Here is a 14,444-nt window from a genome sequence, read left to right as displayed (position 1 = left end):
CCAAATTAAGAACATAGTGGAAAGTAGACCATAAATGGGAGATAAGCGAGGATATCTAGATGAATAGCTTTTAGGATACAAACATGCAAAAGTAACCTTTATTTAAACAATATTTCAATTGTGTTTCGGTAATCCGTTGGAGATATTCCTACATATTTTTTAAATGTAAGGCTGTAATAATTGGGTGTATTAAAGCCCGAGCTTGCTGCGATTTTTTCAATGGTGTAGTCAAATTTCCGCAAGTAGGGGAGTGTTTTGATAATGCGTGTATACGCTACATAATCGACAAAATTACGACCCGTTTCTTTTTTAAATAATCGGCTAAAGTGAGTAGGACTAAAATTAATAGATTTCGCTACATCGCTAATAACTAGCTGTTCATCGTAATGCTCTTCAATGTAGTGAATAGCCTTTTGTAGCTGTTCATGCTTCGTTAAATCCTCATAAAATCGTATATGAATATTATCGACGGGTGGCTTTCTACGTGCTTTTCTAGCTTGACTATAGGATTCTTTGACTTGCATAGATTGCAAAAAAACACCACCAATGCCCATAAAAAGATGGATACTATAATCGTTTTTCAATTGCTCGATTACCGTCAGTAAAGTAGTGACGCCTTCTGTCCAATGTTTAAAAGATGTATACGTTATAGGAATCCGCATTAGCAGTAATAAGTAACGCTCGAAATTTAAAAAGGACAACGGTGCTTTATCGGCAAAATGTTGTCGAAAAACATTTGTAATTACACTACTAGCATCGTAAGGAATTGGTCGGTTTTGCTGAATATCTACGTAGCCTTGAATTAAGAAAACGATATTGGGAATACAGTCAGTTGATAAAAAGGAAGAGGCTTGTACAATTTCCTGTTCATTGTTGATTTCTCCCCGTATTAAGCGTCTTAAAAACGCTTCGCGAAACGGCGATGTATGATCTTGAGGGAATTGTTGCGAAAGTTCAAGCATCGTGACTGTACTTGCTTGCTGTTCTTTATGGGAAGTATAAAGCTTTTTTACAATTCGTAAAAACTTTTGTTTGTGCAACGGTTTTATAAGAAGTGCTTGTAAATTTAATTCAATGGCAATACCTGCCGAGTACGCTAGGTGTACTGCAACAATTGGGACAATAATACTGTTAGGATAATGTTTCTTTAACCGATTGACCTTAATCCAATCAAATAATCCCCTAATTTCATAGACGAATATAACTACCTCGTGTGCACGTGGTTGTGTACATTCAGTAAATGTGTTAGGGAGGAATTCTTCTAACCACCCTAGCATTTGCTGTTTTTCAATTGAATTCTCAACGTACCATACGACGCCTAAAATACTAAACAGCCCCTTTCTAAAGTCAAAAAATATAATGAAGGTTACTAGAAATATTTTAACTTAAAATAGCAATATTTTGTACTAATACAGCAAAATATTGTACCTATATTATTGGAAAAATAGAATAGAATAGTTGTAGTGAATAATAATTTGAAATTTCAGATAATTATTCGTCTATACAAAAGGGGGTTAGTAATATGGCAGGAAGTCATGATTACGAGTATGTAGAAGCTGGAACTGTAGATGTGAAAGATTTGCCACCGTTAGATCCGACAACACATAAAATTATGAAGGATGAGTTTACTACAGGATTTAGCTTAACGGTATTTTATTTTATTTTAATTTTTACTATTCCAGTAATGAATTGGTTTGCTCCTGAATTTGCGTTTAAGAAATTGTGGGGCGGTATGACCGTTACTTGGTTTGTCACGACAATCGTCATGATGTTGATGGCTTTTGTGATTGCCTTTGTGCATACGACATTGTATGAAAAGCGCTTGAAAAAATATGAGATGTCAACGAAGTAGTGCAACTTAAGGGGGTAGGTTGAATGTTAGAGACAATTTTAGAACCAAAAATGTTATTAACAATTGCCCTAATGGCAACGATTGTATACATTACGTATTTAACGAAAAAAAATACAACAGCATCTGATTTCTTCGTTGGGGGACGGAGCTTTGGATGGTTTACGAACGGTTCAGCTATCGGGGGAGACTATTTAAGTGCAGCTACATTTTTAGGGATTGCTGGTTTAACCTTTCAATTAGGCTATGATGGAGCCTATTATGCATTTTGCTTCTCGATTGGTTTGACGCTATTAGCCATTTTTGTTGCTGGGCCATTAAGAAGATTTGGTGCATTTACCGTAGCAGACTTTTTAGCCTATCGCTTTCATAGTAGACGAGCTCGTTTAGCCGCAGTCATTGTAGTTTTAGCCATTTCAGGTTTCTATGCGGCGCCACAGCTACTAGGCGCAGCACAAATATTAAGTATGTTCTTTGGGACTTCTTATGAATTTGGCATTATTTTTACATGTGTCGTGATGATTTTCTATGTAGGAATCGGTGGTATGAAGGGCACGACGATCAACCAAGCATTAGAGCTGTGGATTCGTCTAGGTGCATTCATTGTGATGCTTATTGCAGCGATGTATGGTGGCTTGCATTACGATAAAATTTTAGCAGCTATCAATTCCTTTAATGGACCTATTACTGGGACATCACCGTATGCCTTGGATGGAAGTGATATAAATTTTGATGGTGCCGCGTGGACGGGGACAGGCTTCTATTTCCCGACGTTTTGGCAAACGATTAGTATGACCATTGGTTTAGCATTAGGTACGATAGGGTTACCGCATATTTTATTGCGTTTTTATACAAATCCGAGTGCTAAGGCTGCACGTAAATCTGCTTTAATGGCGATTGGTATTGCGAGTGCATTCTTCTTGTTAGCCGTATTTTTAGGGGTTGTTGGTCGTGCTATTTTCATTTCAGGTACTGCGAGTGAGGAAGTAATGAGAGATCTAGTGCTTGGTGGCAATAACATGGTTATTCCAACAACGGCGCTTGCATTAGGGGGCGATTGGCTGCTCGGTCTTGTGATTGCAGGGGCATTTGCTGCTATTTTCTCTAACTTATCAGGATTATTTATTACTAGCTCTGGTGCATTAGCGCATGATTTATATGCTAGCTTTATGAAAAAAGATATTACACAAAAACAGCGTGTAGTTGCTGGAAAAGTGGCGATTGTTATTTTAGGTATTCTATATGGCGGACTTGGGTTACTCGTAAAGGATGCTTCCATCGGTCATTTAGTTGCTTTAGCATTTACGGTTGCCGCAAGTACATTTACACCAATCTTTATTTTAGGTATTTGGTGGAGAGGGATGACCGAAAAAGGAGCAATTGCAGGGTTAGTGATTGGTCTCCTCGTGTCGATGTGGATGATTTTCTTACCAGGGACACTTCCAAGTTTCCTACAATTCAAAATCCCTGGCATCGTAACAGTACCAGTCGGTTTCCTATCCGTTATTGTCGTGTCATTATTAGATCGTAAAGTACCTGCTGATGTAAACGATTTCATGAAGCGAGTGCACTCGAAGGAATCGGAAACTGCATAGATAATTAACATTGCACGTTTTTTCTTTTAGTGAAGATAGCGTAGACGGTAAGAGGCTGGGACAAAAGAGAAAAAGTGTTAGATTGACTGCCATCAATCTAACACTTTTTTGCTGTGCCGTTGTTGCCCGCGTCTAACATTATGTGCTGTTCCTGCCGGAGTCACCACCTCCGTTACCAACAACTAGTAACCCTTCTAATTTTTTATTTATTGCAAAAGTAAGAATAGCTAAGTTAGCCAAGTTCTCCATATAGCAAAAATTTATGAACACCTTTCCTCTGTTCCTTAAATTTTTCTAGTTATGTCCCAGCCTCCTATCGTTTTTTACTTCTATAAAAATTGTATGAAAAACGTCCAAGCTTACTATATTAAGACGGCTAAACTAAACAGTGAGACTGCTATTGAAAAGCGTTAATCATCTTGATGTATTTTTTAAAACCAAAACATCATATTAGCAGTCGATACTAGTTGATTGGAGTGGAAGGCGCGACACTCCAGCAGGAACAGCACGAGCTGAAAATCCATTTTTGCGGCGACAGCCGCAAAAATTAGTTGAAGCCGTGCCTGCGGAAAGGGAGCGCCTGGAACGGAAATCAACGGTTTTCTATTTTTGCATGGAAAGCTTTCTCGAATAGAGGGACAACTCGTTGTTTATTAGGAAACGGCTTTAGTAGGATAGCGGAAAGCTACGATTTTTACTTTTGGGCAACAGCATGTGTTTCTGTCATATTTTCATGTTATATTAGTTATTGCTATATAAGCTCTTATGGTAGAATAGGTAGGATGTTGAGTGAACGGAGGAATAGCTGTGTATAAATATTATGGATTGGCCGTTTTTGTCATTATTCTTGATCAATGGACAAAATGGCTAATTGTGAAAAATATGGAGTTTGGTGAACGTATTGCCGTATGGGATCCTTGGTTTGGTATTTTATCGCATCGTAATAGAGGTGCAGCCTGGGGGATGCTTGAAGGGCAAATGTGGTTATTTTCTATAGTGACAATAGGTGTTATTATTGCCATCATTTACTTTTATCATAAAGAGGCAAAGGGTAAGCCTCTTTTTCAAGTGGGCTTAATGCTGTTATTGGGCGGTGCCATTGGTAATTTTATTGACCGTATATTTAGAGGAGAAGTAGTAGATTTTGCCGACGTATTAATCCCTATTATTAATTACGATTTCCCGATTTTTAATATTGCGGATGCAGCATTAACAATTGCCGTTGTCGTATTAATGATTGGTTTAATCGCCGAAGATAAAAAAGAAAAGAAACAGGTGAAACAATGACACAAGTATCATATACAATTGAAGAACAGCAACAAGGAGAGCGCATTGATAAAGCGGTTTCGAGTATACAGAATGAATGGTCTCGTACACAAATTAGCAATTGGGTTACAGAAGGAATTGTTAAAGTAAATGGTGAAGCAGTAAAAGCAAAATACAAGGTGAAAGCAGGCGATGTTGTTGAAATCATCGTGCCAGAGGCAGAACCTTTAGACGTTATTGCTGAAAACTTAGACCTTGAAATCGTGTATGAAGACGCAGATGTACTCGTTGTCAACAAACCAAAAGGAATGGTGGTCCATCCTGCGCCAGGGCATCTGACGGGCACACTAGTAAATGGTTTAATGTATCATTGCACAGATTTATCGGGCATAAATGGTATCATGCGTCCAGGTATTGTACACCGAATCGATAAAGACACATCAGGTTTGCTAATGGTAGCGAAAAATGATAAAGCACATGAATCATTAGTTGAGCAGCTTGTAAATAAAACAGTCACACGTAAATATACTGCGCTTGTGCATGGACATATCGCTCACGATAAAGGGACAATTGATGCACCAATTGGACGTGATCAAAAGGACCGTCAAAAACAAGCTGTTGTGGATAAAGGGAAACATGCGGTAACGCACTTCCAAGTAATTGAACGCTTCGGTGATTACACATTAGTAGAGTGTCGTCTTGAAACGGGACGTACACACCAAATCCGTGTCCATATGCAGTATATTGGATTCCCACTTGTTGGCGACCCAAAATATGGACCAAGAAAGACCATGGATTTTGGCGGACAAGTATTGCATGCAGGAGTTTTAGGATTCACGCATCCTACTACTGGCGAATATATGGAGTTTGAAGCACCACTTCCTGTTGATTATGTACAATTATTAGACGAATTAAGAAATAAGGATTGACGGATAATGAAAGAAGGTCTATACTAACGAAAGTGAATAAACGACTTTAACTTAATATTCACCTTTAATGGCAGTCCAGAGAGGCTGAGAAGGTACATGTGAACGTGTTGCTAAAATTTGTGCTGCAAATTTTCCAACATGCTATTTAAACACGTACTCAACCCTCTCAGGCTATTCGCCTCGAGAGGTTTTTTTATGCCGTTTCAATGATGCTTCAGCAAGTAGGTAGCATCTGTAACAACCCGATGAACATCGATGAAAGAGAGGAGGACAAAAAATGTCAAAAAATGAGCTATTAGATGGGCCATCGATGACAAGAGCATTAACACGTATTGCACATGAGATTATTGAACGCAATAAAGGAATTGACGAATGTATATTAGTTGGAATTAAAACACGTGGTGCCTTCCTTGCAAGACGCTTAGCAGAACGTATAGAAAAAATCGAGGGTAAAGCGATTCGCACAGGGGAGTTAGACATCACCCTTTATCGAGATGACTTATCCACAAAGCATGAAAATGAGCAGGCACATGTTGAGCAAGTAGATATCGATTATGTGGTAGCCAATCAAAAAATTATTTTAGTCGATGATGTACTCTATACAGGTCGTACAGTTCGAGCGGCACTAGATGCAGTAATGGATTTAGGAAGACCCGCGCAAATTCAACTAGCAGTGCTAATTGATCGCGGACACCGAGAGCTACCAATTCGAGCGGATTATGTTGGGAAAAATGTTCCGACATCAGGAACGGAACGTATCGTCGTTAATTTACTTGAAGTTGATGGCGAAGATTGCGTCATTATTTATAAAGAAGACTAATAATAAAGTGAGGAAACGTCATGTCAAAGGCAGTATTAGATATTAATGATAAACCGACCCCAGTCCAATTGGTGACATTAAGTTTCCAACACATGTTTGCCATGTTTGGGTCAACGATTTTAGTACCACAACTGGTTGGGCTTAGCCCAGCAATCGCCCTTCTAACCAGTGGGATTGCCACATTGTTCTTCTTATTAATTACGAAGTTTCAAGTACCAGCCTATTTAGGTTCATCCTTTGCCTTTATCGCACCGATATTAATCGCTGCAGGTGGTTTAGATGACAATGGTTTAAGTGTTAATCCAGGTAACGCTATGATCGGAGCGATGGCAGTCGGGATTACCTACGGCATTGTGTCACTTATAATTTGGAAGAGCGGTTATAAATGGATTATGAAAATCCTTCCGCCTATCGTTGTAGGACCAGTTATTATGGTAATCGGTCTTGGCTTATCGGGAACAGCAGTTAACATGGCAATGAATGTTGACGGAGAATATAATTTGCTGCATTTTTCAGCGGCACTTGTCACATTGTTTACAGCGATTATCTTTACCATCTTCTTTAAGGGGATTTTAAGTACAATGCCAATATTAATCGGCTTAATAGTAGGCTATGTCTACTCGATTTTTATCGGGATTGTCAACTTCGAACCGATTAAAGAGGCAAAAATGTTTGCACTACCACATTTTATTATCCCAGGTGTAAATTATGACTTTACCATTACATCGACAATTTTACTCGCGATGGTACCGATTGTGATTGTAACCATTTCAGAACATATCGGTCACCAACTTGTATTAGGAAAAGTAGTCAATCGAGACTATATTAAAGAACCGGGCTTACACCGTTCTTTACTAGGTGATGGCTTTGGGACCTTGATTAGTGCATTTATTGGTGGCCCACCAAAAACAACATACGGTGAAAACATTGGTGTCCTTGCCATTACACGAGTTTACAGCGTATATGTCATAGCAGGTGCGGCAGTCGTAGCGATTGTGCTGTCATTCTTCGGGAAAGCAATGGCGGTTATTGCAACGATTCCAACAGCAGTTCTTGGTGGTGTTTCCATCCTACTGTTTGGTATCATCGCATCAAGCGGTTTACGTATGCTAGTAGACAACCATGTGGACTTTGGTAACAGCCGCAATTTAGTAATTGCCTCTGTTATTCTCGTAATTGGTATCGGCGGTGCGAAATTTATCGTCACAGAATCATTAAGTTTAGAAGGCATGGCGTTAGCAGCGATTATCGGTGTTGTACTAAATGCAATTCTACCAGGTAAAAAAGAAGCTGATATACCAGTACCATACGATCAAAATAATCAATCATAGTAGTACCTTTTAATGAATTGTCCAGAGAGGCAAAAAAAGGGAAGTTGTGGACAAGCAATAAGTAAGCAATAGTCTTACTATAGTTTGTCACGCCTCCTTATGCCTCGCTGATGACATCAGCGGGGCTTTTACATTATTTAGACAAATAAATAATGAAGGACGTCATACATAGACGTTCATGACACACAACCTAATGGAGGTACATGATGAAGAACTTATTATCAATGGAACATTTAACAACTGAAGAGATTAACCGCATTTTACATCGTGCGCAGGCGTTTGAAAATGGCGAAACATCATCGTTATCTCGTGCTTATAACGTAGCAAACTTATTTTTTGAACCGAGTACACGTACGAAGACAAGCTTTGAGATGGCAGAGCGCAAAGTAGGCTGTACGGTTATCCCGTTTGACGCAAGCTTTTCAAGTGTAACAAAGGGTGAAACATTGTACGATACAGTCAAGACGTTAGAAATGATTGGTATGGATGCGGTCGTTATCCGCGCCAAAGAAGATGAATATTATAACGAGCTACTAGAAGGCATCAATGTTGCGGTTATAAATGCAGGAGATGGCGCTGGTCAACACCCATCCCAATCATTACTGGATCTGTACACGATAAAAAAAGAGTTTGGTTCTTTTGAAGGGTTAAATATTACAATCGCCGGAGATATTTCTCATAGCCGTGTAGCAAAATCCAATGCATCCGCGTTACAGCGGTTAGGGGCAAATGTACATTTTCTTTGTCCAGAAGAATGGGCAGGGGATTTTAAATCACATCATTCTTGGGACGATTTAATCGAAATAAGTGATGTCATTATGTTACTTCGTGTACAACATGAGCGTCATAAAGTAAATAAAAGCTTCTCAAAAGAAAGCTATCATGAAGAGTATGGCTTGACAGTAGAACGAGAGAAGAAAATGAAGGACACAGCAATTATTATGCATCCAGCGCCAGTAAACCGCGATGTAGAAGTTGCATCAGAGCTAGTAGAATGTGAACGGTCTCGCATCTTTGACCAAGTACGCAATGGTGTATACACACGAATGGCAATAATTGAAACGATCTTACAAGGGAGAGAATAACATGACGAAAGTACTTCAAAATGTACAAATGTTAAATGAACAAGGTGAATTGCAAACAGTAAATATCGCCATAGTAGATGGCAAAATTACTGCCATTGGACAAGAGGTCAATGTAGCTGGTGCAGAAATAATCGAAGGAAATGGTTTAGTTGTTGCACCAGGGTTTGTGGATGTGCATACACATCTACGCGAACCAGGGTTTGAACATAAAGAAACAATAGCAACAGGTTCAGCATCTGCTGCAAAAGGCGGTTTTACAACAATTTGTGCCATGCCAAATACAAAACCAGTGCCTGACACGGTTGAAAACATGCAATTAATAAATGGGCTGATTCAAGAAAGTGCAGTAATTCGTGTACTACCATATGGCTCATTAACGCAGGATATTTCAGGGGAAGTTCGTACGAATATTGAAGAATTAAAAGCACATGGTGCAGTAGCGTTTTCCGATGATGGTGTAGGCATTCAGCTTGCATCCACGATGTATGAACAAATGCAGGATGCAGCAAAGCATGACATGGTTGTTGTCGCACACTGTGAAGATAATTCGTTAATTTATGATGGTGTTATGCATGAAGGTAAGCGTAACAAAGAGCTAGGTTTACCAGGTATTCCGTCTATTTGTGAATCTGTCCAAATTGCACGCGATGTTTTGCTTGCAGAAGCGGCAGGGGCACGCTACCATGTGTGTCATGTTTCAACAAAAGAATCAGTGCGTGCAGTACGTGATGCAAAAGCAGCAGGCATCCGCGTCACAGCGGAAGTTTGTCCTCACCATTTATTACTTGAAGAGATGGATATTCCATCTGATGATGCAAACTGGAAAATGAACCCGCCATTACGAGGTGCAGATGATAAGGATTCTCTACACGCAGCACTACTTGACGGCACGATTGACTGCATCGCCACAGACCATGCACCACATACAATAGAAGAAAAATGCTGTGGCATGGTTGGTGCACCATTCGGCATCGTAGGCTTTGAAACAGCCTTCCCGCTATTGTACACACAATTTGTTGAAACAGGGAAATGGACTTTAAAGCAATTGGTCGATTGGATGACTGTAAAAGCGGCACAAATTTTTGACTTACCATATGGAACGTTAGAAGTAGGGGCTTCGGCAGACATGGTTTTAATTGATTTACAGAAAGAACAAACGATTGATGCAGAAGGATTTGTATCAAAAGGTCGCAATACACCATTCAATGGTTGGGTTGCAAAAGGTTGGCCAGTCGTAACAATTTTTGAAGGTAATATCGTATACCAGGAGGCAGAGTAATGAAAAAACGTTTACTTATTTTAGAAGATGGCACAGTATTTACAGGCACAGCGTTCGGTAGCGAGCGAGCTTCACAAGGTGAAGTCGTATTCACTACGGGGATGACAGGATATCAAGAAACGATTTCAGATCCTTCATTCTATGGACAAATCGTAACGTTAACATACCCACTTATCGGTAACTACGGTATTAATCGTGATGATTTCGAATCAATCACACCGGCAATTCGTGGTTTTGTTGTCCGCGAACTAGCAAAAACACCGTCGAATTTCAGATGTGATTTAACAGTTGATGAATACTTAACATCAAAAGATATCCCAGGGATTGAAGGTATTGATACACGTAAACTAACACGCATTATTCGTAGCAAAGGTTCAGTTAAGGCCATTTTGACTGCGGCTGACGAAGAAGTAAATGTAGAAGAAATTGTGGCAAAACTACAAGCAACACCAGCAATTACACATCATGTGCGCGAAGTATCACCGAAGGCTGCCTACCCATCACCAGGTCGTGGCAAACGAGTAGTGTTAATTGACTACGGTATGAAACACGGTATTTTACGTGAATTAAACAAGCGTGATTGTGATGTCCTTGTTGTACCATACAACACACCAGCAGCAGAAATTTTAGCATGGCATCCAGATGGTATTATGCTGTCAAATGGCCCTGGTAACCCAGAGGACGTGGCAGAAGGTATCGAAACAGTACGTAATTTAATCGGAAAAGTGCCAATGTTCGGTATTTGCTTAGGTCACCAAATCTTCTCATTAGCAAGTGGTGCGAAAGCATTTAAATTACCATTCGGTCACCGTGGTGGGAACCATCCAGTCAAAGATTTACGCACAGGCCGTACAGATTTAACATCTCAAAACCATGGCTATGCAATTGATATAGAATCATTAAAAGATACAGATTTAGAATTAACACATGTCGCTTTAAATGATGGTACTTGTGAAGGTGTCCGTCATAAGAAATATCCAATCTTCACAGTACAATATCACCCAGAAGCATCACCAGGACCAGAAGATTCAAACCACTTATTTGATGAATTCATTGAAATGATGGAAGCAGAAGCAGGGAAGGGGAAACAACATGCCTAAACGTACAGATATAGAAACTATTTTAGTAATCGGGTCAGGTCCAATCGTCATCGGACAAGCAGCAGAATTTGACTATGCCGGAACACAAGCTTGTCTTTCATTAAAAGAAGAAGGCTACCGCGTTATTTTAATAAACTCAAACCCTGCAACAATTATGACAGATACAGAAATTGCAGACAAAGTATACATTGAGCCAATCACACTTGAATTTGTCTCACGCATTTTACGCAAAGAGCGCCCAGATGCCATCTTACCTACACTAGGTGGTCAAACAGGGTTAAATATGGCGATTGAATTAGATAACTCTGGTATTTTAAATGAGCTAAATATCGAAATTCTTGGTACAAAACTCGATGCTATTCATAAAGCTGAAGACCGTGATTTATTCCGTAACCTGATGTATGAACTAGGTGCTCCAGTACCGGAATCAGATATTATTCATAACTTAGATGAAGCGAAAAACTTTGTTGCAAAAATCGGTTATCCAGTAATTGTACGCCCTGCATTCACACTTGGCGGTACAGGCGGTGGTATTTGTTATAACGATCAAGACCTAGAAGAAATAGTAACTTCTGGACTGAAATATTCACCAGTTACACAATGCTTACTTGAAAAATCAATCGCTGGCTTTAAAGAGATTGAATACGAAGTAATGCGCGATGCGGCTGACAATGCCATCGTAGTATGTAACATGGAAAATGTCGACCCTGTAGGGATTCATACAGGTGACTCTATCGTCGTAGCCCCAACACAAACACTTTCTGACCGTGAAAACCAAATGCTACGTAATATCTCATTAGATATTATCCGTGCACTAAAAATTGAAGGTGGCTGTAACGTACAGTTAGCACTTGATCCATATAGCTTCAATTACTATGTCATCGAAGTAAACCCACGTGTATCTCGTTCATCTGCATTAGCGTCAAAAGCAACGGGTTACCCAATTGCCAAGCTAGCAGCAAAAATTGCAGTAGGTTTAACATTAGATGAAATCAAAAATCCAGTGACAGGTTCAACGTATGCTTGCTTCGAGCCAGCACTAGACTACATTGTCGCAAAAATTCCACGCTGGCCATTCGATAAATTCGAATCAGCAAAACGTAACTTAGGCACACAAATGAAGGCAACTGGTGAAGTAATGGCACTTGGTCGTACGTTTGAAGAAGCTATGCTGAAAGCTGTTCGTTCTCTTGAAACAGGTCAAGTACATTTAGAGCTAAAACATGCAGAAGATAACTCTGACTCTTGGATTGAAAAACGTATCCGTAAAGCGGGAGATGAGCGTTTATTCTTCATCGGTGAAGCATTGCGCCGTGGTGTAACAATCGAGCAAATCCATGAATGGTCTGCAATTGACTTATTCTTCTTAAATAAATTTAAAAACATCGTAGATATGGAGCAAACACTTGCTAACCATAAAAACGATAAAGAAATATTACGCACTGCAAAACGTCTAGGCTTTGCTGATAAAAAAATTGCCGAGCTATGGGACACAACACCAGAGGCAATATATGCGTACCGTAAAGAAAACGGCATTATCCCAGTCTACAAAATGGTTGATACATGTGCAGCAGAGTTTGAATCTGAAACACCATATTTCTACGGTACTTATGAGGAAGAAAACGAATCCATCAAATCTGATAAACCATCCGTGATTGTATTAGGTTCGGGTCCAATCCGTATCGGTCAAGGGGTAGAGTTTGACTATGCAACAGTGCACTCTGTATGGGCAATTCAAGAAGCAGGCTATGAAGCAATCATTATTAACTCAAATCCAGAAACAGTATCAACGGACTTCTCGATTTCAGATAAGCTATACTTCGAGCCATTAACAATCGAAGATGTTATGCATATTATCGATTTAGAACAACCAATTGGTGTAGTTGTCCAATTCGGTGGTCAAACAGCCATTAACCTTGCTGATAAATTAGCTGCAAATGGTGTGAAAATTTTAGGTACATCATTAGAAGATATCGACCGTGCAGAAAACCGCGATAAATTCGAACAAGCTTTACATGCATTAGACATTCCACAGCCTCCAGGTGAAACAGCAGTTTCAACGGAAGAAGCACTTGCCATTGGCGAACGCTTAGGCTTCCCAGTGCTAGTTCGTCCTTCGTATGTACTTGGTGGACGTGCAATGGAAATTGTTTATAACGAACAAGAATTACAACACTATATGGAAAACGCTGTTGAGGCATCACCAGATCATCCAGTACTCGTAGACCGTTACTTAACGGGGCAAGAAATTGAAGTCGATGCGATTTGTGACGGTGAAAATGTTTTAATCCCAGGTATTATGGAACATATCGAACGTGCAGGGGTACACTCTGGTGACTCGATTTCTGTATACCCACCACAAAAATTAACACAAGCGCAAAAAGATACATTAGTGGATTACACAACGCGTTTAGCAAAAGGTCTTGGCATTATCGGCTTAATGAACATCCAGTATGTTATTTCCCAAGGTGAAGTGTATGTCATTGAGGTAAATCCTCGTTCATCTCGTACAGTACCGTTCTTAAGTAAAATTACGAACATCCCAATGGCGAACATTGCAACAAAAGCCATTCTTGGAAAATCAATCGTAGCACAAGGCTACCCAACTGGCTTAGCGGCAGAGCAAAAAGGTGTATTTGTTAAAGTACCAGTATTCTCATTCGCTAAATTACGCCGAGTGGACATTACATTAGGACCTGAAATGAAATCGACAGGGGAAGTAATGGGGAAAGATGCAACATTAGAAAAAGCACTTTATAAAGGCTTAGTTGCAGCAGGTATGGAAATTCGCACAGAAGGCACAGTATTATTCACTGTATCTGATAAAGATAAAGAAGAAGCAATTGCGCTTGCCAAACGCTTTTCAACAGTAGGCTACCGCATTGTAGCGACGGAAGGTACTGCACAAGCATTTGAAGCAGCGGGTGTTCGTACTGATGTAGTAGGTAAAATCGGTGCCAAAGGACAAACGTTACTTGATTTAATTCAAAATGGTGAAGCACAGTTAGTAGTGAACACATTAACAAAAGGCAAGCAACCGGCGCGTGATGGATTCCGCATTCGACGTGAGTCTGTAGAAAATGGTGTGCCTTGCTTAACTTCTCTAGATACAGCAGAAGCAATGCTACGTGTAATTGAATCCATGACATTTACAGCAGAACAAATGCCGAAAGCGGAGGTAGTACATTAA

At 39.8% G+C, this 14,444-nt stretch carries 11 protein-coding genes; 10 read left to right on the top strand and 1 reads right to left on the bottom strand.

Going from position 1 to position 14,444, the window contains the following annotated elements:
• Nucleotides 1–98: 98 nt before the first annotated feature.
• Entirely contained in the window at nt 99–1,277 is a 1,179-nt protein-coding gene (locus FC748_RS12785) for an AraC family transcriptional regulator (RefSeq protein ID WP_025218760.1), read from the bottom strand.
• 245 nt (nt 1,278–1,522) lie between these two features.
• Between FC748_RS12785 and FC748_RS12780 the strand changes: the two genes are divergently transcribed.
• The 10 genes from FC748_RS12780 (at nt 1,523) to carB (ending at nt 14,444) form a co-directional block, all read left to right on the top strand.
• Nucleotides 1,523–1,852 carry a DUF485 domain-containing protein gene (locus tag FC748_RS12780; protein ID WP_024362123.1) on the top strand — a complete coding sequence of 110 codons (330 nt, stop codon included), beginning with the start codon at nt 1,523–1,525 and terminating at the stop codon, nt 1,850–1,852.
• A gap of 23 nt (nt 1,853–1,875) precedes the next feature.
• Nucleotides 1,876–3,444: a sodium/solute symporter gene (locus tag FC748_RS12775; RefSeq protein ID WP_024362122.1), complete on the top strand. Its 1,569-nt coding sequence runs from the start codon at nt 1,876–1,878 to the stop codon at nt 3,442–3,444.
• An 807-nt stretch (nt 3,445–4,251) separates the two neighbouring features.
• On the top strand, nt 4,252–4,731 hold the full coding sequence (gene lspA, locus FC748_RS12770; protein WP_024362121.1) for a signal peptidase II: 480 nt from the start codon (nt 4,252–4,254) through the stop codon (nt 4,729–4,731).
• Nucleotides 4,728–5,639 (top strand): RluA family pseudouridine synthase, encoded by a 912-nt coding sequence (locus FC748_RS12765; protein ID WP_108029496.1) that lies wholly within the window; start codon nt 4,728–4,730, stop codon nt 5,637–5,639. The genes lspA and FC748_RS12765 overlap by 4 nt, the downstream gene beginning before the upstream one ends.
• Nucleotides 5,640–5,916: 277 nt before the next feature.
• A complete protein-coding gene (gene pyrR, locus FC748_RS12760; RefSeq protein ID WP_024362119.1) occupies nt 5,917–6,459 on the top strand; it encodes a bifunctional pyr operon transcriptional regulator/uracil phosphoribosyltransferase PyrR in 543 nt (180 codons plus the stop codon).
• Nucleotides 6,460–6,479: 20 nt separating this feature from the next.
• A complete protein-coding gene (locus tag FC748_RS12755) occupies nt 6,480–7,790 on the top strand; it encodes a solute carrier family 23 protein (RefSeq protein ID WP_024362118.1) in 1,311 nt (436 codons plus the stop codon).
• A 206-nt stretch (nt 7,791–7,996) separates the two neighbouring features.
• A complete protein-coding gene (locus FC748_RS12750; protein ID WP_024362117.1) occupies nt 7,997–8,875 on the top strand; it encodes an aspartate carbamoyltransferase catalytic subunit in 879 nt (292 codons plus the stop codon).
• Nucleotide 8,876: 1 nt separating this feature from the next.
• Complete coding sequence (locus FC748_RS12745; protein ID WP_025218761.1) at nt 8,877–10,154, top strand: dihydroorotase; 1,278 nt, start codon at nt 8,877–8,879, stop codon at nt 10,152–10,154.
• Nucleotides 10,154–11,254 (top strand): glutamine-hydrolyzing carbamoyl-phosphate synthase small subunit, encoded by a 1,101-nt coding sequence (gene carA, locus FC748_RS12740; protein ID WP_024362115.1) that lies wholly within the window; start codon nt 10,154–10,156, stop codon nt 11,252–11,254. The genes FC748_RS12745 and carA overlap by 1 nt, the downstream gene beginning before the upstream one ends.
• Nucleotides 11,247–14,444, top strand: a complete 3,198-nt coding sequence (gene carB / locus FC748_RS12735) for a carbamoyl-phosphate synthase large subunit (RefSeq protein ID WP_025218762.1) — start codon at nt 11,247–11,249, stop codon at nt 14,442–14,444. Before carA ends, carB begins: the two co-directional genes overlap by 8 nt.

This window comes from Lysinibacillus sphaericus (assembly GCF_005217585.1).
Taxonomy (GTDB): Bacteria; Bacillota; Bacilli; order Bacillales_A; family Planococcaceae; genus Lysinibacillus; species Lysinibacillus sphaericus.
This window is presented reverse-complemented; position numbering and strand designations above follow the sequence as displayed.

Excerpts from the sequence above, each read along its gene's own strand:
- FC748_RS12785 (WP_025218760.1), bottom strand. The coding sequence starts at position 1,277 with ATGCTAGGGTGGTTAGAAGAATTCCTCCCTAACACATTTACTGAATGT.
- FC748_RS12780 (WP_024362123.1), top strand. The coding sequence starts at position 1,523 with ATGGCAGGAAGTCATGATTACGAGTATGTAGAAGCTGGAACTGTAGAT.
- FC748_RS12775 (WP_024362122.1), top strand. The coding sequence starts at position 1,876 with ATGTTAGAGACAATTTTAGAACCAAAAATGTTATTAACAATTGCCCTA.
- FC748_RS12765 (WP_108029496.1), top strand. The coding sequence starts at position 4,728 with ATGACACAAGTATCATATACAATTGAAGAACAGCAACAAGGAGAGCGC.
- pyrR (WP_024362119.1), top strand. The coding sequence starts at position 5,917 with ATGTCAAAAAATGAGCTATTAGATGGGCCATCGATGACAAGAGCATTA.
- FC748_RS12755 (WP_024362118.1), top strand. The coding sequence starts at position 6,480 with ATGTCAAAGGCAGTATTAGATATTAATGATAAACCGACCCCAGTCCAA.
- FC748_RS12750 (WP_024362117.1), top strand. The coding sequence starts at position 7,997 with ATGAAGAACTTATTATCAATGGAACATTTAACAACTGAAGAGATTAAC.
- FC748_RS12745 (WP_025218761.1), top strand. The coding sequence starts at position 8,877 with ATGACGAAAGTACTTCAAAATGTACAAATGTTAAATGAACAAGGTGAA.
- carA (WP_024362115.1), top strand. The coding sequence starts at position 10,154 with ATGAAAAAACGTTTACTTATTTTAGAAGATGGCACAGTATTTACAGGC.
- carB (WP_025218762.1), top strand. The coding sequence starts at position 11,247 with ATGCCTAAACGTACAGATATAGAAACTATTTTAGTAATCGGGTCAGGT.